Raw genomic sequence first — 20807 nt, forward strand, 5'->3', positions numbered from 1 at the left:
GAAACCGGCGGACGCGTGACGCGCCGCCGATTGACGAAGCAGGAGGCAGCGATGGCTCAGGAGCAGACCAAGCGTGGCGGTGGCGGCGGCGATGACGACGACTTCACCGGCAGCAACGCCGCGGGCCAGGAGCGTCGCGAAAAGCTGACCGAGGAAACCGACGATCTGCTCGACGAGATCGACGACGTTCTCGAGGAGAACGCCGAGGACTTCGTGCGCGCGTACGTCCAAAAGGGCGGACAGTGACCTGGCCGTTCCGCGATCGCCTGGCCACTAACTCAGCACTTCCCGGAGTCCCATCTAGTCCCGTAGATCTGTCCTCGTTTGCCGACTTCCTGCGTCGGCAGGCGCCTGAGTTGTTGCCGGTGTGCGCCGGCGGTGCCGCCGAGTCTGGCGGGGCCGCTGGTAGCCAGCTGCGCCACGGCACCACGATCGTTGCCCTGAAATACCCGGGCGGCGTCGTGATGGCCGGTGACCGGCGGTCGACGCAAGGCAACATGATCGCCGGGCGCGACATCAAGAAGGTGTATATCACCGACGACTACACCGCGACCGGTATCGCCGGCACCGCCGCGATCGCGGTCGAGTTTGCCCGCCTCTACGCCGTCGAACTCGAACACTACGAAAAGCTTGAGGGTGTGCCGCTCACGTTCGCCGGCAAGGTCAACCGGCTGGCGATCATGGTGCGCAACAACCTCGGGGCCGCTATGCAGGGGCTCGTCGCGCTGCCCTTGCTGGCCGGTCTCGACATCGACGACCCAGATCCGCAGAAAGCTGGCCGCATCGTGTCGTTCGACGCCGCCGGGGGCTGGAACTTCGAGGAAGAGGGCTACCAAGCGGTCGGCTCGGGGGCGATCTTCGCCAAGTCGTCGATCAAGAAGCTCTACTCCCAGGTGACCGATGCCGATTCGGCGCTGCGGGTGGCGGTGGAAGCCCTCTACGACGCCGCCGATGACGACTCGGCCACAGGGGGACCGGATCTGGTTCGCGGTATCTACCCGACCGCAGTCACCATCGGCGCCGAAGGCGCGGTCGAGGTGCCCGAGCAGCGCATTGCTGAGCTAGCCCGAGAGGTCATCGAAAGTCGTTCGCGTGCTGACACTTTCGGGCCAGATGCAGAGGCGCCACGGAGCGAGAAGTGAGCTTCCCCTATTTCATCTCACCCGAGCAGGCGATGCGCGAGCGCAGCGAGCTCGCCCGCAAGGGCATTGCGCGCGGCCGCAGCGTGGTGGCGCTGGCCTACGCCGGGGGTGTGCTGTTCGTCGCCGAGAACCCGTCACGATCCCTACAGAAGATCAGCGAGCTCTACGACCGGGTGGGCTTCGCGGCTGCCGGCAAGTTCAACGAGTTCGACAACCTGCGCCGCGGCGGCATCCAGTTCGCTGATACCCGCGGGTATGCCTACGACCGACGCGACGTCACCGGCCGGCAGCTGGCCAACGTCTACGCGCAGACCCTGGGCACCATCTTCACCGAGCAGGCCAAGCCCTACGAGGTCGAACTGTGTGTCGCCGAGGTGGCGCACTACGGCGAGACCAAACCCCCTGAGATGTACCGGATCACCTATGACGGGTCGATCAACGACGAGCCGCATTATGTGGTCATGGGTGGCACCACCGAGCCGATCGTCAACGCGCTGAAGGAGTCCTACACCGAAAACGCCGACCTGAGCACCGCGGTGCGCATCGCTGTCGAGGCGCTGCGGGCGGGAAGTGGCAATGGCGCCGCCGATCAGCCAGCCCTCGGCGTGTCCACCCTCGAGGTGGCGATTCTCGACCAGAACCGGCCGCGGCGGGCCTTTCGGCGGATCACCGGTGCCGCGCTGGAGGCGCTGCTGCCCAAAGCCGAGGGCTCGGCTGGTGGCAAGTCGTCGAAATAGGACGGCCACCACGTAGCTTGGCCGACAGGACCCGATGGCACGCCGCGGAGGTCGCACCAGTGAGCGAGCTGCATATCCCGGTGATCGACACCTTCGCGGGGGAGTATCTGTTCTTGTCGAATTTCGCGCCCGCACCCACACCGCATCGCGGTTGGCTTTACCCGACCAGCGAGCACGCCTTCGCGGCCGCGAAGACACGTGACCCGGCTGCGGTGGCCGCTATCCGCAACACCGACGATCCGGCCCGCGCCAAGCAGATCGGCCGTGCCGCGCCCCTAGTCGAGGGCTGGGAAGCCGGCGGCAAATTCGCGGCGATGGAAGAGGTGGTCACCGCGAAGTTCGACAACAATCCCGACCTGGCGCGCCGGCTGCTGGAGACCCATGGCGTTCTGCTGGTGGAAGGAAACACCTGGCATGACCAGGTCTGGGGATCGTGCCGGTGTGAGGAGCACTGCAACATTCCCGGCGGTAACGCCCTCGGTGTGATCTTGATGGCAGTGCGGCTGCGATTGGCGGCGCAGCGCACCCGGGTTTGAATGCCCCGTGGGCAAGCCAGGGGCTCGCCGGGCGCGGGACGTGAACGACATCAACGGCTTTGGCCGTGCCGGAGCCCGTGTTGCCGAGAGTTCAAATCGGTGCTACCTTGCGGGAGCACCTCGTTAGGCGAGGCTTCTGGACGAACATAGGCCACTGATCTGACGACGTCGAGAGACGCCCAAGATCAGGACAGATCTCCCCGGCTTAAGGGGTGGTCCCAAGTGGCTTTCCCGGCGCTGCGGGGATACGTCGGCCAGTGCCAAAGCTCAACGTGTGAGGGCGATGTCGCCGCTCGGCCGCGTCTGCGGTGTCCCTCTGTGTGCACGTAATTGACCGACATCGAGTACGGAAGGCAGGTGTTCCCATGACCAGCATGATCGACCTCCGCGTCGCCGCTTCGGGCGATGGGTTGCGCCTGACCCCGTACGAGGCGATGCGGCAGGACCTGTTGTTCATCCGCGGCGAGCTGGAGCGAGCGGGTATTCCGTTCTTGCTCATCCGCGGTGCCGACGGGCGCCCGGCACTCGTCGTTGACATTGCCCTGCGCGCCCGGGTCGCTGACGCGTTGATGGCGGCCTGCCTGGACGCGCCCCTGCGCGCGAAGATCCTCGACGGAACCGGGCGCCGCTCGGTGTATCTCGGCGACGGATTGCTCTCGGTGGACCCGGACCCGCGGCTGCTGCGCGTGTTCCGTCGGCGCGAATGCCCGCGCTCCGGCATGCGTTACGGCGCCTCCGCCGGGGTGGAGTTGCAGTTCTGGATGTTCGACGGGCAGCAGGCCATCTGCCCGGTCGAAAATTCGCTGACCCGCAAGACGTTGGCGCTCAACGAGGTTGTGTACACAGAAGTCGAATTGCATGGCCGCACCTGGCCGACGATCGCCGGGATGTTCACCCCGCACGCGGGCGACATCACGTTCGACATCGACATGGTTTTCTCCTGGGTGGACGGCAACGACCCAGAGTTCCGTGCACGCCGCGCAGCGGCGATGACGAATTATGTTGTCGGTGAAGGCGATGACGCCGACGCGCGGATCCGCCAGGTCGACGAGTTGAAGTATGCGCTGCGCTCGGTGCATGCTTTCGCGCCGTGGGTGCGCCGGATTTTCATCGCGACCGACTCGCCGGTGCCCGAGTGGCTCGCGCCGCACCCGAAGATCACCATTGTGCGCGCCGCAGAACACTTCACCGACCCTTCTGTGCTGCCGGTGTACAACAGCCACGCGGTGGAGACTCAACTGCATCACATTCCGGGTCTGGCCGAGCATTTCCTGTACTCCAACGACGACATGTTCTTCGGCCGAGCGGTTTCGCCGGCGACGTTCTTCTCCCCGGGTGGCGTCACCAAATTCATCGAAGCGCCCACCCGGATTGGACTCGGTAGCAACCACCCCGAGCGCAGCGGCTACGAGAACGCGGCACGGGTGAACCGCCAGCTGCTGTGGGAGAAGTTCGGCAAGATCATCACCCGCCACCTCGAGCACACCGCCGTCCCGTTGCGCAAGAGCGTCCTGTTTGAACTCGAGCGCGAGTTTGCGGCCGACTTCGCCCGCACCCAGGCAAGCCGCTTCCGGTCCAGCACTGACATCTCGGTGACCAATTCGCTGTACCACTACTACGCGTTGATGACCGGGCGCGCGGTGCAAAACGAGGCAGCGAAGGTACTCTACGTCGACACCACGTTGCGCTCGGGGCTGGCGAAACTGCCGAAGCTGTTGAAGAAGCGCAAGTTTGACTTCTTCTGTCTCAACGACGGCAGCTTCCCCGAGGTCAGCGCCCAAGAGCGGGCACAGGTCGTTGGCGAGTTCCTCGAAAGGTACTTCCCGGTGCCGGCGCCGTGGGAACGAGCGGCAGCCGACGAGTAAGACCTCCCAGCGGGCGGGCGCGCTGGACCCCGCCCGCTGGGAAATCACTCGTGACGCGCCAATTGCGGTGCGATGCGTGGTATTCGGGTGGCCGGCAAGATGCTCACTTGAGCGTCGGCGAGTTCACGCCGCACGGCGTCCGGAGAAACAAACCGTCCCACTGTTGCTCCGGCTACCAGGGGAATGACGGTGTGCACCACAGTATCTGGGTAACAGTGCACTAGGTTGAACGCCTGCGCACCGTCGCGGCCACGGGTTCCAGGCGTCAGCAGATCTTGGGTGTAACAGCTCGCCGAGGCCACCGACACCGGGATACCGGCGAAAGTGGCTGTGGTGGAATAGTGCAGGTGGCCGGCGAGGATGCTGCGCACATCGCTGCCGCGGAGAACGTCGGCCAGCGCGGCTTGATCGCGCAGCTCCACCATGACGGCCAGATCCTGCACGCACGGAACCGGGGGATGGTGCATCGCAAGCATGGTGCCGAAGGGAGCGGGTTCGGCCAGTTGGTCGGCCAGCCACTGCAACTGATCAGCCGCGACCTGTCCGTGGTGATGGCCTGGAACCGAAGTGTCCAACACGATCACGCGCAAGCCTGCTATGTCGTACACCCGGTCCATCGGCGCCATGGTGGGGGTTTCGCGAAGCAGATGTTCGCGCAGCGACGCCCGGTTGTCGTGATTGCCCATCACCCAAATGACCTGGGCGCCAAGACGATCGGCTAATGGCTCGACGAGTTCCCGTAACTTTCGGTAGGCACCGGGTTGGCCGGTGTCGGCGAGATCGCCGGTGAAGATCAGAGCGTCCGGTCGCGTTTGGGAGGCCTCGAGGCGCAACAGCAACTCGGATAATCGAGCGTCTGCGTCGACGTCCCCGTACAGGTCACCGTCGCCGGCTACTAAGTGGGTGTCGCTGATATGTGCAATGACGTGATCGGGCCGCGAATACTCCGCGACCCTGGGTCTGTCCACCGGACTAATAGGGACCTCTCAGGTGAGCAACCTCGCGCCAATCGGGTCGCTTCAACTCTACCCGAACGGTTACAGGTTGCCGGCAAGGCGTGCCTTGGCGTCAGTGAGTTCGTCGAACGAGCGGGCGCGAGTCGGACGAGGTCATGACCGCTTTTCGGCCCATCTGTGCAAGCCGTCGGCGTGCGCGCGTAGCGGCGTGACCTTTGCTTGTGCGGCCCGCATGCCTCACCCTGCACGCCAGCGCGGCGGACCGCCGCCATCATCCACAGCGGGCTTGCCCACCAGTTGCGGATTTAACCAGTACGCTCGAATCGTGCAGCGGCGAATCATGGGCATCGAGACCGAATTCGGTGTCACCTGCACGTTTCACGGCCACCGGCGTCTGTCCCCTGACGAGGTGGCCCGTTACCTGTTCCGCAGGGTGGTGTCGTGGGGCCGCAGCTCCAACGTGTTTTTGCGCAACGGCGCGCGGCTCTACCTCGACGTCGGCAGCCATCCCGAATACGCCACCGCCGAATGCGACAGCCTGGTGCAGCTGGTCACCCATGACCGTGCTGGCGAACGGGTGCTGGAAGACCTGCTCATCGACGCCGAGCAGCGGCTTGCCGACGAGGGCATCGGCGGCGACATCTACCTGTTCAAAAACAACACCGACTCGGCCGGCAACTCCTATGGCTGTCACGAGAACTACCTGATCGTGCGGGCCGGCGAGTTCTCCCGGATCTCCGATGTGCTTCTGCCGTTCCTGGTGACCCGCCAGCTCATCTGCGGGGCCGGCAAGGTGCTACAAACGCCCAAGGCGGCCACGTTTTGCCTGTCCCAGCGCGCCGAGCACATCTGGGAGGGCGTCTCCAGCGCGACCACTCGTAGCCGTCCGATCATCAACACCCGCGACGAGCCGCATGCCGACGCCGAGAAGTACCGACGCCTGCATGTCATCGTTGGCGACTCCAACATGTGCGAGACCACCACCATGCTCAAGGTGGGTACCGCGGCGCTGGTGCTGGAGATGATCGAAGCCGGGGTGGCGTTCCGCGACTTCTCGCTGGACAACCCCATCCGCGCGATCCGCGAGGTCAGCCACGACATCACCGGTCGCCGCCCGGTGCGGCTGGCCGGCGGTCGGCAGGCCAGCGCGCTGGACATCCAGCGCGAGTACTACGCGCGCGCCGTCGAACATCTGCAGACCCGGGAGCCCAACGCGCAGATCGAGCAGGTCGTCGACCTCTGGGGCCGCCAGCTCGACGCCGTGGAGAGCCAGGACTTCGCCAAGGTGGACACGGAAATCGATTGGGTGATCAAGCGCAAGCTGTTCCAGCGTTACCAGGACCGTTACGACATCGAGCTGTCCGACCCTAAGATCGCCCAGCTTGACCTCGCCTATCACGACATCAAGCGCGGCCGCGGCGTGTTCGACCTGCTGCAACGCAACGGCCTGGCCGCCCGTGTGACCACCGACGAGGAAATCGAAGACGCCGTCGACACGCCGCCCCAGACCACCCGTGCCCGGTTGCGCGGTGAATTCATCAGCGCCGCCCAGGCGGCCGGGCGCGACTTTACCGTGGACTGGGTGCATCTCAAGCTCAACGACCAGGCCCAGCGCACCGTGTTGTGCAAGGATCCGTTCCGCGCGGTCGACGAGCGGGTTAAGCGGCTGATCGCCAGCATGTAGCCCGACGACAAAACAGCCCGCGAAGCGGGGTCAGGAGGCGTCGGGCAATCGAGCCACCGCTTACCCTATTTCGGGTGGCGACTTCCAAAGTCGAGCGGTTGACGAACCTCGTCATCGCATTGCTGTCCACCCGCGGCTACATCACCGCCGAAAAGATCAGGTCCACGGTCGCCGGCTACTCCGACAGTCCCAGCGACGAGGCGTTCTCCCGGATGTTCGAGCGCGATAAAAGCGAACTGCGTGATCTCGGCATCCCGTTGGAGACCGGCAGGGTGTCGGCGCTGGACCCCACCGAGGGGTATCGCATCAACCGGGACGCCTACGCGCTTCCCCCGGTCGAGTTGACCCCTGAAGAGGCGGCAGCGGTGGCGGTGGCCACCCGATTGTGGGAGTCGCCAGAACTGATCACCGCAACCCAGGGCGCGTTGCTCAAACTGCGGGCGGCTGGGGTGGAAGTCGACCCCGACGCCCCGGTCACGATTGCCTCGACCACGGGGCTGCCGGGCTTGCGCGGGTCGGAGCACGTGCTAGGGGTGCTGCTGTCGGCCATCGATGCCGGGCAGGTCGTGCAGTTTCCGCACCGCCCGTCGCGCACCGAGCCCTACACCACCCGCACCGTCGAACCCTGGGGGGTGGTGACGCAGAACGGCCGCTGGTATCTGGTCGGGCATGACCGCGACCGCGACGCCACCCGTGTGTTCAGGTTGTCCCGCATCGGCGCCGAGGTGAAGCCCATCGGTCCGGTTGGCGCGGTCGTTCGGCCTGAGGGTGTCGACCTGCGCAAGATCGTCGCCGAGACCGTCGCTGAACCACCGACCGGTGTACAGGCGCAAGTGTGGGTGGCCGACGGGCGCGCTATGGCGTTGCGGCGCGCCGGCAAATCCCTGGGGCCACGGCGGTTGGGGGGACGCGACGGCGAGGTGATCGAACTCGACATCGGATCCAGCGACCGGCTCGCGCGTGAGATCACCGGCTACGGCGCTGACGCGGTCGTCCTCGAGCCGGCGTCGCTGCGGGACGACATACTGGCCCGCCTGCAGGCCCAGGCCGTTCTTGAGGAGGAGCGGCGCCAATGACAGCCGTATCTACTCGCCTGGTGCGGTTGCTGAACATGGTCCCGTATTTCCAGGCCAATCCGCGGGTCACCCGCGCCAAGGCGGCCGCCGACCTCGGCGTAACCGTCAAACAACTGGAAGAAGACATCAACCAGTTGTGGTTGTGCGGGCTGCCCGGTTACGGGCCTGGTGACCTGATTGACTTCGAATTCTCCGGCGACACAATCGAAGTGACGTTCTCGGCAGGCATCGATCGGCCGCTGCAGCTCACCTCCCCGGAGGCCACCGGCCTGCTGGTGGCGCTGCGGGCGCTGGCCGACGTTCCCGGCCTGGTGGATCCCGAGGCCGCGCGCAGCGCGATCGCGAAAATCGAATCGGCCGCCGGTACTGCCGCGCACGGGACCCATGCATCGGCGGTCGAGGACCCGGCGCCCGCCGAAAGCGAGGCCGCGGCCGCGGTTCGCACCGCGGTACGCCGCAACCGGGCGTTGGCCATTGACTACTACTCTGCCTCGCACGACACGCTGTCCAGCCGGGTCGTCGACCCGATTCGGGTGCTGTTGATCGGCGACCACAGCTACCTGGAGGCCTGGTCACGGGAGGCCGAAGGGGTGCGGCTGTTCCGGTTCGACCGCATCGTCGAGGCCCGGGTGCTCGATGAGCCGTCCGCGCCGCCGGAACCGGCGGTCCAATCACCACCGGACACTTCACTTTTCGACGCCGACCCGGCGCTTCCGTCGGCGACGCTGCGGGTGGCGCCGTCGGCGTCGTGGATGTTCGAGTACTACCCGATGCGCCTGCTGCGCGAGCTGCCCGACGGTCACTTCGAGGCGGCGATGACGTATGCCTCCGAGGATTGGATGAGCCGACTGGTGCTGGGCTTTGGGTCAGCTGTGCAGGTACTGGCGCCCGACTCCCTGGCCCAGCGAGTGCGAAACGCCGCCGCGGCGGCGCTGGACGTCTACCAGGCCGCGGCGCGGTCCGGATAAGACACCCGTCAGCTGCGGTAGCATCGGGTGGACGTCTGGAGGTAACGAAATTGGGCAGTCTAAGTCCGTGGCACTGGGCGATCCTTGCCGTCGTGGTGGTCCTGCTGTTCGGCGCCAAGAGGCTCCCCGACGCGGCACGTTCGCTGGGCAAGTCGTTGCGCATCTTCAAGTCAGAAGTCCGTGAACTGCAAAGCGAGAGCAAGCCGGAAAAGCCTGCCACTCCCGCCACGCCGACCACCCCGGTGCAGTCTGAGCGGGTCGACCCGCCGACCGCCGGCGGACAGTCGGCCTAGCCCGGCATAGTCGTCGCGGTGCCCCGAGCGGCACTGATTCACCGTCGTGCGCACTACCCGACTTTTGCGGCGCCTCGATCCGCGGCTGCGCCGCAGCCGCACCAACCCCGACGCGACGATGTCGCTGGTGGATCACCTCACCGAGTTGCGGACGCGGCTGTTGATCTCGCTGGCCACGATCGCGTGCACCACGGCGCTGGGATTCGTCTGGTATTCGCACTCGATTTTCGGGCTGGAAAGCCTGGGTGAGTGGTTGCGGCATCCGTATTGTGCGCTGCCGGCCTCGGCGCGAGCCGACATCAGCGCCGACGGGCAATGCCGGTTGCTGGCCACCGCGCCGTTCGACCAGTTCATGCTGCGACTCAAGGTGGGGCTGACCGCGGGGCTGGTGCTGGCCTGCCCGATGTGGCTGTACCAGTTGTGGGCGTTTATTACCCCGGGGCTGTACAGAAAGGAGCGCCGCTTTGCGATCGCGTTCGTGGTTCCGGCGGCGGTTTTGTTCGTGGCCGGGGCGGTGCTGGCGTATTTGGTGTTGTCCAAGGCGTTGCGGTTCCTGCTGACCGTCGGCAGCGACGTGCAGGTGACCGCGCTGTCCGGCGACCGCTATTTCGGGTTTTTGATCAACCTGCTGCTGGTCTTCGGTGTCAGCTTCGAATTCCCGTTGCTGATCGTCATGCTCAACCTGGCCGGTGTGCTCAGTTATGCGCGGCTGAAGTCGTGGCGGCGCGGCTTGATCTTCGCGATGTTCGTGTTCGCCGCGGTGTTCACGCCGGGGTCCGATCCGTTTTCCATGATCGCACTTGGGCTGGCCCTGACCCTGCTGCTGGAGTTGGCAATTCAGATCGCTCGGCTGCATGACAAGCGAAAAGCCAAGCGTCAAGCCATGATTGCGGACGACCAAGCGTCGCCCATCGAGCCGCCGTCGCCGATACCCGAACCGTCACGCATTTCCCTACCCCATGACGACATCACCTGAGCCCCGAACCAGCGAGCGGGCGTGTGTGTACGCCGACGCGCCGGCGACCGCTGACCACTCCGCCTGCTTGCCCCATTCGGCGACGCCGTGAACGCCCCGACGCAGCTGGACCGCTTCGTCGCCGAGCTGCCGTTTGCGCTGGATGACTTTCAACAGCGGGCCTGTGTGGCGCTCGAGCGTGGCCACGGCGTGCTCGTGTGCGCGCCGACCGGGGCGGGCAAGACGGTGGTCGGCGAGTTCGCCGTGCATTTGGCGCTGGCCGCGGGCGGCAAATGCTTCTACACCACGCCGCTGAAAGCCCTGAGCAACCAAAAGCACACCGATCTGACCGCACGCTACGGCCGAGATCGCATCGGGCTGCTGACCGGCGACCTGTCGGTCAACGCCAACGCGCCGGTGGTGGTGATGACCACCGAAGTGCTGCGCAACATGCTCTACGCGGATTCTCCTGTGCTGCAAGGTCTTTCACATGTCGTGATGGACGAGGTGCATTTCCTCGCCGATCGGATGCGCGGCCCGGTGTGGGAAGAGGTGATCCTGAATCTGCCCGACGAGGTGCGCCTGGTGAGCCTCTCGGCGACGGTGAGCAACGCCGAGGAGTTCGGCGGCTGGATCCAAACTGTGCGCGGCGACACCACCGTGGTGGTCGACGAGCACCGGCCGGTGCCGCTGTGGCAGCACATGCTCGTCGGCAAGCGCCTTTTCGACCTGTTCGACTATGACGCCGACGCGGGCCAGCTCCGAGTATCGCCGAGTCTGGTGCGCCACATCGCCCACCGTCGTGAGGCAACTCGGCTCGCCGACTGGCGGCCCCGGCGGCCGGCAGGACGGGGAGGTCCCGGACGAGCGGGTGGTCGACCAGGTTTCTACCGGCCGCCCAGTCGCCCGGAAGTCGTCGCGATATTGGACCGGGAAGGGTTGTTGCCGGCGATCACATTCGTGTTTTCCCGGGCCGGGTGTGACGCCGCGGTCGCGCAATGCCTGCGGTCTCCGTTGCGTCTTACCACCGAGGAGGATCGCGCGCGGATCGCTGAGGTCATTGATCACCGCTGTGGCGATTTGGCCGACGAAGACCTCGCCGTGCTCGGCTATTACGAGTGGCGGGAAGGGCTGATGCGCGGTCTGGCCGCTCACCACGCCGGAATGCTGCCGGCGTTCCGGCACACCGTCGAAGAGCTGTTCACCGCCGGCTTGGTCAAGGCGGTGTTCGCGACCGAAACGTTGGCCCTGGGCATCAATATGCCGGCGCGCACAGTGGTGCTGGAACGGCTGGTGAAGTTCAACGGCGAGCAGCACCTGCCGCTGACCCCCGGAGAGTACACGCAGCTGACGGGCCGGGCTGGCCGGCGCGGCATCGACGTCGAGGGCCATGCGGTGGTGATCTGGGATCCCCAGGAAGAAACCGCAGAGCCTGCCGAGGTCGCCGGGCTGGCCTCCACCCGCACATTTCCGCTGCGCAGCTCGTTCGCCCCGTCGTACAACATGACGATCAACCTGGTGAACCGGATGGGTCCCGAGCAGGCGCACCGGTTGCTGGAGCATTCGTTCGCCCAGTACCAGGCCGACCGCTCGGTGGTCGGCCTGGTCCGCGGCATCGAGCGGGGCCGTCGACTGCTCGACGAGATCGCCGCCGAACTCGGCGGCCACGACGCTCCGATCCTCGACTATGCCCGGCTGCGGGAGCGGATCTCGCAGCGGGAGCGGGCGCAGGCGCGGGCGTCGCGCGCGCAGCGCCGCCAGGCGGCCAACGACGCGCTGGCCTCGCTGCGCCGCGGCGACATCATCAGGATCACCCACGGCCGCCGCGGCGGGTTGGCGGTGGTGCTGGAATCCGACCGCGACAGTTCCGATCCGCGGCCGCTGGTGCTCACCGAACACCGCTGGGCGGGCCGGATTTCGTCGGCCAACTACCCGGGCGCGGCTGCGCCGGTCGGGTCGATGACGTTGCCCAAGCGGGTCGAACACCGTCAGCCCCGGGTGCGTCGGGATTTGGCGTCGGCGCTGCGCTCGGCCGCCGCGGGCCTCGCTGTCCCGCCCCCGCGCGGCAAGCGCGGCCCCCGCCGGGACAACGACGTCGGCGCGTCTGGCGACCCAGAGCTGATGTCGCTGCGCGAGCAGCTGCGTCGCCACCCCGCCCACCACGCGCCCGACCGGGAAGCCCAGCTGCGGGTCGCTGAGCGCTATCTGCGCATCGAGCGTGACAACGCTGCGCTGCAACAAAAAGTGGCCGCGGCCACCAACTCATTGGCCCGCACCTTCGACCGGATTGTCGGGCTGCTCACCGAGCGCGGGTTCATCCGGATGCTCAACGGCGATCCACAGGTCACCGAGGACGGCCGGCTGTTGGCCCGAATCTACAGCGAGAGCGACCTTTTGGTCGCCGAATGTCTGCGCACCGGCGTGTGGACCGGTCTGCGGCCCGCGGAGTTGGCGGCGGTGCTGTCGGCGGTGCTCTACGAGTCACGAGGTAGCGAGGGCGCGGGCCCGCCGCAGCGCGCCGACACGCCGACCGCGCCGTTGCGGCGCGCGCTGGCTCGCACACGTCAGTTGTCGACGGAGCTGCGCGCCGACGAGCAACGGCATCGCATCAGCTTGAGCCGCGAACCCGACGAGGGCTTCGTGCCCGCCATCTATCGCTGGGCCAGCACCGGCGACCTCACCGCTGCGCTGTTGGCCACCGACGACTCGGGCACGGGTATCTCAGCGGGGGATTTCGTGCGCTGGTGCCGGCAGGTGCTGGACCTGTTGGACCAGGTGCGCAAAGCGGCCCGCGAACCTGAGCTGCGAGCCACCGCCAAGCAGGCGATCGACGACGTCCGGCGCGGCGTCGTCGCAGTTGACGCCGGGTAGGCTGGCGCGGAGCTACGGTTACATCCGGTGAAGCAGGACCAGAGTCGAGAGGACCGAACACACCATGAGCGGACCGCAGGGATCCGACCCCAACCAGCCGTGGCAGCCGCCAGGCCAGGGTGAGGAGCAGCAGGCCACCGGTGGTGACCAGCCGACGGCGCAGGCCTCGTCGCCGTGGCAGCAGCCAACCGCAGACCAGTCGACCTGGCAGGCGCCGGCGTACACGTCCTCGGAATACCCGCAATACCAACAGCCGACGGGCCAGTTCTATCCGCCGTATCAGCAGACGGTGCCGGGCTATCCGCAGCCCGATCAGTACGGCCAGCCCGCCCAATACGGGCAGCCCACCCAGTACGGCCAGCCCGGCCAGTATCCGCAGCCCGGTCAGTACGGCCAGCCCGCCCAATACGGGCAGCCCACCCAGTACGGCCAGCCCACCCAGTACGGCCAGCCGGGTCAGTATCCGGGGCAATACGGTCAGCCCCAGTTCCCGGGGCAGTATGGCCCGCCGAGCGAGCGTTCGAAACGCTCAACGGCCGTGATCGGCACCGTGATCGGCGTGTTCGCCGCGATCGTGGTCGCGGTCGTGCTGGTGCTGGGTTTCTGGGCGCCCGGGTTCTTCGTGACCACCAAGCTGGACATCAACAAGGCGCAGGCCGGCGTGCAACAGATCCTCAGTGACGAGACCAACGGCTACGGCGCGAAAAACGTCAAGGACGTCAAGTGCAACAACGGCCAAAACCCGACGGTCAAGAAGGGCGCAACCTTCGACTGCGAGGTCAGCATCGACGGCACCAAGCGGCAGGTGACGGTGACCTTCCAGGACAACAAAGGCACCTACGAGGTCGGCCGCCCGAAGTAGCTGCCCAGCAGACGCAAAAGCACCCAAACCGCCGGTTTCGGGTGCTTTTGCGTCGGCTCGCGCCACCTATCCCGGCAGCGAGTCAAGCGCCTTTTGCAGCCGGGCGACCGGCGAACCGACACCGAGCCGACTCGCCAGCTCCGCGGTGCGTCGAGGGTCGGCCGCCACCAGCGGCACGGCATCGGTCGACGTGGACAGCTCGACCGGCGCGTCGGTGGCCACCCGCACCACCGGGTCGGCCGCCTCGATGTAGTCGGCGGCCTGGCGCAACTTTGCCCGAAGTGCTTTGGGCATAGCCGATTTCGGATCCTCGGCGGCGGCCAGGATCGCGGCCAGTGAGCCGTGGCGGGCCAGCAACGTCGCGGCGGTCTTTTCGCCGATGCCCGGCACGCCGGGAAGCCCGTCGGAGGGGTCGCCGCGCAGCAGCGCCAACTCGGCGTAGGCGGCGCCGCCCGATCGGCGGGCAGCCCGTATCGCTCCGCCACCTCGCGGGGGCCCAGCAGCATCGCCTTGGTCAGCCCGCGTCCCAGGTAGAGCACCCGCACCGGCACCGGCGTGTCGGCGACTACTTGCAGCAGGTCCCGGTCGCCGCTGACCACGATCACCGGGTCCCGGCGTTCTCGCGCGGCCAGCGTGCCGATCACGTCGTCGGCCTCGAAGCCCGGCGCACCGGCGGTGCAGATGCCGAACGCGTCGAGGATCTCCTCGATCATCTGCACCTGCGGAGTCAACTCGTCGGGCACCGCTTCGATATCGGGTTGCGCATCAGGGTTTTCCTGCTCGACCCGGTGCGCCTTGTACGACGGGAGGCGGTCGACCCGGAACTGCGGGCGCCAGTCCAGGTCGAGGCACACCGCCAACCGGTCGGGCCGCTGCTGAGTGATCAGCACGGCCATCGAATCGAGGAAGCCGCGCACCGCGTTTACCGGCCGCCCATCCGGGGAGGTAATCGACGACGGCACCCCGTAGAAGGCTCGAAACCACATGCTGGCCCCGTCGAGCAGCAAGAGCGGTGCTGACATGCTGGCCACGTTAGCCTGAGGCCATGGGTCCGCGCCGATTCGACGCAGACGTCTATGCGCACCGACTCTCCGAGGCGGCGGCCGCCACCGCCGCGGCCGGGCTGGCCGGTCTGGTGATCACCCCCGGCTACGACCTGCGGTATCTGATCGGCTCACGCGCACAGACCTTCGAACGGCTGACCGCATTGGTAGTGCCTGCCTTCGGCGAACCCGGCGTGGTGGTGCCGCGACTCGAGTTGGCCTCGCTAAGGGAGTCGGCCGTTTCGGAATTGGTTTTGCCGGTGTGGGATTGGGTGGACGGTGACGACCCCTACCAGCTGGTGGTGGCGGCGCTCGGCGGTGCGCCTGCGGCCTGCGCGGTCGCCGAATCCATGCCCGCACTGCACTTGTTGCCGTTGGCGGAAGCACTAGGTGTGACGCCGGTGTTGGCCACAGGGGTGCTGCGCGGGCTGCGGATGATCAAGGACGCCGCCGAGATCGACACGCTACGCCATGCTGGCGAGGCCATCGACCGGGTGCACGCCCGGGTACCGCAACTGCTGGCGCCTGGCCGAACCGAGGCCGATGTCGCCGCCGATATTGCCGACGCCATTGTCGCCGAAGGACATTCGGAGGTGGCGTTCGTGATCGTCGGTTCCGGGCCCCATAGCGCCGACCCACATCACGAATGCTCGGATCGCACGCTGCAAGTCGGTGACATCGTCGTCGTCGACATCGGCGGCGCCTGCGATCCCGGTTACCACTCCGACTCGACCCGGACCTACAGCATCGGCGAGCCGGAAGCACAAGTAGCCCAACAGTATTCGACGCTGCAGCGCGCACAACGTGCCGCCATCGATGCGGTGCGACCAGGCGTGACCGCGGAACAGGTCGACGCCGCGGCCCGCGACGTTCTGGCCGAGGCCGGGCTCGCCGAATATTTCGTACATCGCACCGGTCACGGTATCGGGTTGGCGGTGCACGAAGAGCCCTACATCGTCGCCGGCAACAAGCTGCCGCTGGCCGCGGGCATGGCGTTTTCCATCGAGCCCGGCATCTACTTTCCGGGCCGATGGGGTGCCCGCATCGAGGACATCGTCGTCGTCACCGACCGCGGCGCAACGGCCGTCAACAACCGGCCGCACGAGCTGATCGTGGTCCCGGCCTGACGCGGCCCCGCCGGGGCCGCAGACCGCGCTGGTGAAACCCGATGCGGACGGGTCGGCGCCCACTACGCTGATGCGATGACCGACCAAGACCGTGCCGCCGCCCGCCGCGACATCGCCGACGCCTTGCTCAAAGCCCTCGAACGTCGTCACGAAGTGCTCGACGTGATCGTGCAGGCCGACGATCGGCCCGCTGCGGTCGAGGCGATCGTCGCGTTGCTGGGCACCTCACGGCTGGGCGGCGAGGCGGTGATGTCGATGTCCTTCGACCAACTCACCAAGGACGCCCGCCGCAAGATTGCCGCCGAGCTCGACGGCCTCAACAGCCAACTGAGCTTCACCCTCAACGAGCGCCCGGCCAGCTCGGGCGACAGCCTGGTGCTGCGCCCGTTCGCCGGCGACGCCGACCGCGACATCTTCGCGGCCCGCACCGCGGACACCGGTGCCTCAGGGGACGGATCCGGGGGGCCTGCCGGTGGACTCGACGACGAAATCCGTTCGGCGCTGGCGCGAATCGACGCCGAAGAGGCCGCCTGGTTCGTCGCCGTCGACGGAACCCAGAAGGTCGGCATGGTCTTCGGGGAGCTCGCCCACGGCGAAGTTCACGTCCGGATCTGGATCCACCCCGATTACCGGCACCGCGGCTACGGCACCGCCGCACTAGCCCAGTCGCGACCGGAGATGGCGCGTTATTTCCCCGCGGTGCCGCTGGTGATCCGCGCGCCGGGCGCCCGGCCCGCCTAGCGGTTTCCGCGCGCTCAGCTGTCGGTGCGGTCCAGCAGCTCGGCCGACCCGAGCACCCGCTCCACCTGCACCTCGATCACCACCCGCCGCGGGTTGGGCCGCGGCGTGCGGTAGCGCTGCGCATAGCGCAACTCGGCGTCGCGTACCGCGTCGATGTCGCTGTTCACCTTGGCGCGGCCTTCCAACGACAGCCAGCGGGCGCCGTCGACCTGGCTGAGCACCGCGATTCCGCCGCGCTCGGCGTTGAGCGCCTTCTGCGAACCGCCGGTGGTGATCACCCGGGCGATGTGCGTCTTGGGGTCGAACGTGAACCCCACTGCCACCACATGCGGCGTATTGTCGGCGCGCAGCGTGGTCAGCATCGCCAGATGCCGCTCGGTGAGAAACGCCAGCGCATCGTTGCTGAGCCGGGTGGTGGTCTTGGCCATCGCGGCCCACGTTAGCGCAGGCAATAATCGCAGCCGTGGATGACACGGGTGGCAGGCCGCTCGTCATTTTCGGTGGCCGCAGCGAAATCGGCACCGAACTGGCGCGACGGCTGGCGCCCGGCGCGACGGTGGTGCTGGCCGCGCGGGGAGCCGACCGGCTCGGCGAGCAGGCCGCGATGATCCGTCAAGCCGGTGCAGCGAGCGTGCACACCCGCGAGTTCGACGCCGACGACCTGGAATCCCACGGACCGCTGGTCGAGGCGATCATCGCCGAGCACGGCCCGATCGACACCGCGGTGCTGGCCTTCGGCATCCTCGGCGACCAGGCCCGCGCCGAGACCGACGCCGCGCACGCGATCGCCATCGTCCACACCGACTACGTCGCCCAGGTCAGCCTGCTCACCCATCTGGCCAAGGCCATGCGGGGCGCCGGGCGCGGTTCGCTGGTGGTGTTCTCCTCAGTGGCCGGGGTGCGGGTGCGCCGGGCCAACTACGTCTACGGCTCGGCGAAGGCCGGCCTGGACGGGTTCGCCAGCGGACTGGCCGACGCGCTGCACGGTACCGGGGTGCGGCTGCTGATCGTTCGGCCGGGGTTCGTGGTCGGGCGCATGACGCAGGGCATGACGCCCGCGCCGATGTCCAGCACTGCCACTCAGGTGGCCGCCGCGACCGCCCGGGCGCTGGCCAAGGGCCGACGTACCGTGTGGGTTCCGTGGGCGCTGCGGCCGGTGTTTTTCGGGCTGCGGCTGCTGCCGCAGTTCGTTTGGCGCAGGATGCCACGATGAACCGCGTAACGGTCGTGGGGATCGGCGCCGACGGCATGGCGGGACTGTCGGAAGCATCGCGGTACGAATTACGCAAAGCCACAGTCATTTACGGATCACAGCGGCAACTGGACCTGCTCGATGACAGCGTGGCCGCGGCTCGTCGGCCCTGGCCGTCGCCGATGCTGCCCGCGCTGCAGGGCCTGCTCGACAGTGACTCCGACGTGCATGTGCTGGCCAGCGGTGACCCGCTGCTGTATGGGATCGGAAGCACGTTGATTCGGCTGTTCGGCGCCGAGCGGGTGCGGGTACTGCCGCACGTGTCGGCGGTGACGCTGGCCTGCGCGCGAATGGGCTGGACCGTTGCCGACACCGAGGTGATCAGCCTGGTTACCGCCGAGCCTCACACCGCTGTGCGCCAGGGCGGGCAGGCGATCGTGCTGTCGCGCGACGTCACCACGCCGACGAGCCTTGCGCGGTTGCTCACCGAAAACGGCCGCGGCGAATCGGAATTCACCGTTCTCGAGCAGCTCGGTGGACCGAAGGAGCGCCGCCGCGACGGGACCGCCCGCGAGTGGGCCGCCAGCGGGCCTGATGACGTCGACGACCTCAACGTGATCGCCGTGCGCTATCTGCCCGACGAGCGGGTGTCGCCAGTGCGCGACGATGCGCTCTTCCATGATGGGCAGATCACCAAACAGAGCATGCGGGCGGTGACGCTGGCCGCGCTGGCGCCGCGGCCGGGGGAGCGGTTGTGGGATGTGGGTTCGGGCTCGGGCAGCATCGCTGTCGAGTGGTGCCGCAGCTGGCGTGGCTGCACGGCTGTGGCGTTCGAACGGGACGAGCAGCGCCGCGATCGCATCGCCCGCAACGCGGTCGCGTTCGGGGTGAGCATCGAGGTACGTGGCGCAGCCCCTGGCGCTTTCGACGGTGCGCCGACGCCGTCGGTGATCTTCGTCGGCGGCGGCCTGACCCAGCCGGGTTTACTCGATGCCTGCCTCGGGCATCTGCCGGCCGGTGGACGTTTGGTCGCAAACGCCGTGACGGCCGAGTCAGAAGCCTATGTAACGCAGGCGCATTCGCGGCTCGGCGGGCAGCTGCGGCGCTTCCAGCACTACCAGGGCGAGCCGCTCGGCAGTTTCACGGCCTGGCGCCCGCAGCTGCCGGTCACCCAGTGGGAGGTGACCAAGCAGTGACGGTGTACTTCATCGGCGCGGGTCCCGGTGCCGCCGACTTGATCACCGTGCGCGCGCAGCGGCTGCTCGGACAGTGCCCGGTATGCCTTTACGCCGGGTCGATCATGCCCGACGACCTGCTCGCGCTGTGTCCGCCGGGCGCGAGGATTGTCGATACCGGCCCGTTGACACTGGAGCAGATCATTACCGAGATCGCCGATGCGGATGCCGCCGGCCACGATGTCGCGCGGCTGCATTCGGGCGACCCGTCGCTATACAGCGCGATGGCCGAACAGTGCCGCCGACTTGACGCGCTGGGCATCGATTACGAAATCGTGCCCGGGGTCCCGGCTTTCGCCGCGGCGGCCGCCGTATTGCGCCGCGAATTGACCGTTCCCGGGGTCGGCCAGACGGTGACGCTGAGCAGGGTGTCCACCGTGTCGACACCGATGCCGCCCGGTGAAGACCTGTTCGCTCTGGCCCGCCGCGGCGGCACACTGGTGCTGCATTTGGCGGCCGCGCAGATCGACGCGATCGTCCCTGAGCTGCTGGCCGGCGGCTACCGTCCCGAAACGCCTACGGCTGTCGTGGCTTTCGCCAGCTGGCCGCAACAGGTGGTGCTGCGTGGGACGTTGTCCGATATCGCCGAAAAGATGCACGACGCCGGCATCACCAAAACGGCGATCATCATTGTCGGTGAGGTCCTCGCCGCAACGGAATTTGCCGACAGCTACCTGTATTCGGCTGAGCGAAGGACGCATTGATGCGGGTACTGCTGCTCGGCGGCACCGCTGAAGCACGCGCACTGGCCGCGCGGCTGCATCCTGACGTCGACCTCATCAGCTCGCTGGCGGGGCGGGTGCCCGACCCCGCATTGCCCGTCGGGCCGGTGCGGATCGGCGGGTTCGGTGGTGTCGAAGGGCTGTGCCGCTGGTTGCGCGACGAGCGGATCGACGCTGTCGTCGACGCCACGCATCCCTTCGCCGCCACCATCACGGCGCATGCCGCTAGCGCATGTCGGCAACTGGGGTTGCCGCATCTGGTCCTCGCCCGCCCAGGGTGGGAGGTCGACAACGCCATCGTGGTCACGTCGGATACTGAAGCGGCGAAAACCGTTGCCGAACAAAGCTATTCGCGTGTGTTTCTGACCACTGGGCGATCCGGTGTCGCGGCGTTCGCCGACAGCGATGCGTGGTTTTTGATCCGCGCCGTCACCGCGCCCGACGCCCGTTGCCTGCCGCGCCGCCACAAAGTGCTGTTGTCCCGCGGGCCGTATCACTACGACGGCGAATACACGCTGCTGCGCGAGCACCGTATCGACGCGCTGGTCACCAAGAACAGCGGGGGTGAGATGACGCGGGCCAAGCTCGACGCCGCGGCCGCGTTGGACATCGCGGTCGTGATGGTCGATCGTCCGCCCCCGCCGGCTGGCGTGACGACGGTGAGCACTGTGGACGAAGCGGTCGCCTGGGTTAGGCGAGCAGACGCAAAAGCGCCCTGAACGATGGGGATTCGGGCTCGCGGGCAACGCGAAATGACCTTGGCCATTGCCCACCGCTTCCATCGAGCTCTCCGCAGACGAAA

The 20807-nt window shown here is 67.4% G+C and carries 20 protein-coding genes, 1 pseudogene and 1 riboswitch; of the genes and pseudogenes, 18 read left to right on the forward strand and 3 right to left on the reverse strand.

Features of this window, described 5'->3' with window-relative positions; all coding sequences use genetic code 11:
* Positions 1–51 precede the first annotated feature (51 nt).
* The 5 genes from MYXE_RS11160 (at position 52) to MYXE_RS11180 (ending at position 4280) form a co-directional block, all read left to right on the forward strand.
* Positions 52–246 carry a ubiquitin-like protein Pup gene (locus MYXE_RS11160; protein WP_003918980.1) on the forward strand — a complete coding sequence of 65 codons (195 nt, stop codon included), beginning with the start codon at positions 52–54 and terminating at the stop codon, positions 244–246.
* Entirely contained in the window at positions 243–1142 is a 900-nt protein-coding gene (gene prcB / locus MYXE_RS11165) for a proteasome subunit beta (protein WP_085196848.1), read from the forward strand. The genes MYXE_RS11160 and prcB overlap by 4 nt, the downstream gene beginning before the upstream one ends.
* A complete protein-coding gene (prcA, locus tag MYXE_RS11170; RefSeq protein WP_003918977.1) occupies positions 1139–1879 on the forward strand; it encodes a proteasome subunit alpha in 741 nt (246 codons plus the stop codon). The genes prcB and prcA overlap by 4 nt, the downstream gene beginning before the upstream one ends.
* A 59-nt stretch (positions 1880–1938) precedes the next feature.
* Entirely contained in the window at positions 1939–2415 is a 477-nt protein-coding gene (locus MYXE_RS11175; protein ID WP_039889457.1) for an NADAR family protein, read from the forward strand.
* A gap of 112 nt (positions 2416–2527) precedes the next feature.
* Positions 2528–2701: riboswitch (M-box (ykoK) riboswitch) on the forward strand.
* A 79-nt stretch (positions 2702–2780) separates the two neighbouring features.
* The gene (locus MYXE_RS11180) at positions 2781–4280 is read left to right on the forward strand and encodes a stealth family protein (RefSeq protein ID WP_003918975.1); all 1500 of its coding nucleotides are present in this window, start codon (positions 2781–2783) and stop codon (positions 4278–4280) included.
* A gap of 44 nt (positions 4281–4324) precedes the next feature.
* On the opposite strand, the gene MYXE_RS11185 is transcribed toward MYXE_RS11180, so the two are convergent.
* Positions 4325–5248, reverse strand: coding sequence for a phosphodiesterase (locus MYXE_RS11185; protein ID WP_003918974.1), 924 nt, complete (start codon positions 5246–5248; stop codon positions 4325–4327).
* Between the two features lie 313 nt (positions 5249–5561).
* Between MYXE_RS11185 and pafA the strand changes: the two genes are divergently transcribed.
* The 7 genes from pafA to MYXE_RS11220 all read left to right on the forward strand — a co-directional run bounded on the left by pafA (position 5562) and on the right by MYXE_RS11220 (position 13945).
* A complete protein-coding gene (gene pafA, locus MYXE_RS11190; protein ID WP_003918972.1) occupies positions 5562–6920 on the forward strand; it encodes a Pup--protein ligase in 1359 nt (452 codons plus the stop codon).
* A 74-nt stretch (positions 6921–6994) separates the two neighbouring features.
* A complete protein-coding gene (locus tag MYXE_RS11195) occupies positions 6995–7996 on the forward strand; it encodes a helix-turn-helix transcriptional regulator (protein WP_003918971.1) in 1002 nt (333 codons plus the stop codon).
* Positions 7993–8964, forward strand: a complete 972-nt coding sequence (locus tag MYXE_RS11200; RefSeq protein WP_003918969.1) for a helix-turn-helix transcriptional regulator — start codon at positions 7993–7995, stop codon at positions 8962–8964. Before MYXE_RS11195 ends, MYXE_RS11200 begins: the two co-directional genes overlap by 4 nt.
* Positions 8965–9014: 50 nt before the next feature.
* Entirely contained in the window at positions 9015–9257 is a 243-nt protein-coding gene (gene tatA, locus MYXE_RS11205) for a Sec-independent protein translocase subunit TatA (RefSeq protein WP_039889444.1), read from the forward strand.
* Between the two features lie 46 nt (positions 9258–9303).
* Positions 9304–10233: a twin-arginine translocase subunit TatC gene (gene tatC, locus MYXE_RS11210; protein ID WP_085196850.1), complete on the forward strand. Its 930-nt coding sequence runs from the start codon at positions 9304–9306 to the stop codon at positions 10231–10233.
* 87 nt (positions 10234–10320) lie between these two features.
* A complete protein-coding gene (locus MYXE_RS11215; RefSeq protein ID WP_003918966.1) occupies positions 10321–13083 on the forward strand; it encodes a DEAD/DEAH box helicase in 2763 nt (920 codons plus the stop codon).
* Positions 13084–13147: 64 nt separating this feature from the next.
* Complete coding sequence (locus tag MYXE_RS11220) at positions 13148–13945, forward strand: DUF4333 domain-containing protein (RefSeq protein WP_085196852.1); 798 nt, start codon at positions 13148–13150, stop codon at positions 13943–13945.
* 66 nt (positions 13946–14011) lie between these two features.
* Here the strand turns inward: MYXE_RS11220 and MYXE_RS11225 are convergent.
* A pseudogene (locus tag MYXE_RS11225) lies at positions 14012–14967 on the reverse strand (5'-3' exonuclease).
* Positions 14968–14990: 23 nt separating this feature from the next.
* On the opposite strand from MYXE_RS11225, the gene MYXE_RS11230 reads away from it, so the two are divergent.
* Together MYXE_RS11230 and MYXE_RS11235 are read left to right on the forward strand one after the other, a co-directional pair.
* Positions 14991–16115, forward strand: coding sequence for a M24 family metallopeptidase (locus tag MYXE_RS11230; protein WP_003918963.1), 1125 nt, complete (start codon positions 14991–14993; stop codon positions 16113–16115).
* Between the two features lie 75 nt (positions 16116–16190).
* Positions 16191–16856 carry a GNAT family N-acetyltransferase gene (locus MYXE_RS11235; protein WP_085196854.1) on the forward strand — a complete coding sequence of 222 codons (666 nt, stop codon included), beginning with the start codon at positions 16191–16193 and terminating at the stop codon, positions 16854–16856.
* Positions 16857–16870: 14 nt separating this feature from the next.
* On the opposite strand, the gene MYXE_RS11240 is transcribed toward MYXE_RS11235, so the two are convergent.
* A complete protein-coding gene (locus tag MYXE_RS11240) occupies positions 16871–17284 on the reverse strand; it encodes a F420-dependent biliverdin reductase (RefSeq protein WP_003918960.1) in 414 nt (137 codons plus the stop codon).
* A 35-nt stretch (positions 17285–17319) separates the two neighbouring features.
* On the opposite strand from MYXE_RS11240, the gene MYXE_RS11245 reads away from it, so the two are divergent.
* From MYXE_RS11245 to MYXE_RS11260, 4 genes are read left to right on the forward strand one after another with little or no spacing between them, the layout of a single operon-like run.
* Complete coding sequence (locus tag MYXE_RS11245) at positions 17320–18069, forward strand: SDR family NAD(P)-dependent oxidoreductase (RefSeq protein WP_003918959.1); 750 nt, start codon at positions 17320–17322, stop codon at positions 18067–18069.
* Entirely contained in the window at positions 18066–19244 is a 1179-nt protein-coding gene (gene cbiE / locus MYXE_RS11250) for a precorrin-6y C5,15-methyltransferase (decarboxylating) subunit CbiE (protein ID WP_085196856.1), read from the forward strand. Before MYXE_RS11245 ends, cbiE begins: the two co-directional genes overlap by 4 nt.
* The gene (gene cobM, locus MYXE_RS11255) at positions 19241–19987 is read left to right on the forward strand and encodes a precorrin-4 C(11)-methyltransferase (RefSeq protein WP_003918956.1); all 747 of its coding nucleotides are present in this window, start codon (positions 19241–19243) and stop codon (positions 19985–19987) included. The genes cbiE and cobM overlap by 4 nt, the downstream gene beginning before the upstream one ends.
* On the forward strand, positions 19987–20724 hold the full coding sequence (locus tag MYXE_RS11260; protein WP_085196858.1) for a cobalt-precorrin-6A reductase: 738 nt from the start codon (positions 19987–19989) through the stop codon (positions 20722–20724). Before cobM ends, MYXE_RS11260 begins: the two co-directional genes overlap by 1 nt.
* The last annotated feature ends 83 nt before the right edge of the window (positions 20725–20807 follow it).

Origin of the sequence: Mycobacterium xenopi (assembly GCF_009936235.1) — a bacterium.
GTDB lineage: Bacteria > Actinomycetota > Actinomycetes > Mycobacteriales > Mycobacteriaceae > Mycobacterium > Mycobacterium xenopi.

What these genes read in the sequence shown, in the direction of transcription:
- MYXE_RS11230 (WP_003918963.1), top strand. Translation starts at nt 14,991, where the DNA reads ATGGGTCCGCGCCGATTCGACGCAGACGTCTATGCGCACCGACTCTCC.
- cbiE (WP_085196856.1), top strand. Translation starts at nt 18,066, where the DNA reads ATGAACCGCGTAACGGTCGTGGGGATCGGCGCCGACGGCATGGCGGGA.
- MYXE_RS11200 (WP_003918969.1), top strand. Translation starts at nt 7,993, where the DNA reads ATGACAGCCGTATCTACTCGCCTGGTGCGGTTGCTGAACATGGTCCCG.
- MYXE_RS11240 (WP_003918960.1), bottom strand. Translation starts at nt 17,284, where the DNA reads ATGGCCAAGACCACCACCCGGCTCAGCAACGATGCGCTGGCGTTTCTC.
- MYXE_RS11160 (WP_003918980.1), top strand. Translation starts at nt 52, where the DNA reads ATGGCTCAGGAGCAGACCAAGCGTGGCGGTGGCGGCGGCGATGACGAC.
- MYXE_RS11220 (WP_085196852.1), top strand. Translation starts at nt 13,148, where the DNA reads ATGAGCGGACCGCAGGGATCCGACCCCAACCAGCCGTGGCAGCCGCCA.
- MYXE_RS11180 (WP_003918975.1), top strand. Translation starts at nt 2,781, where the DNA reads ATGACCAGCATGATCGACCTCCGCGTCGCCGCTTCGGGCGATGGGTTG.
- MYXE_RS11260 (WP_085196858.1), top strand. Translation starts at nt 19,987, where the DNA reads ATGCGGGTACTGCTGCTCGGCGGCACCGCTGAAGCACGCGCACTGGCC.
- MYXE_RS11235 (WP_085196854.1), top strand. Translation starts at nt 16,191, where the DNA reads ATGACCGACCAAGACCGTGCCGCCGCCCGCCGCGACATCGCCGACGCC.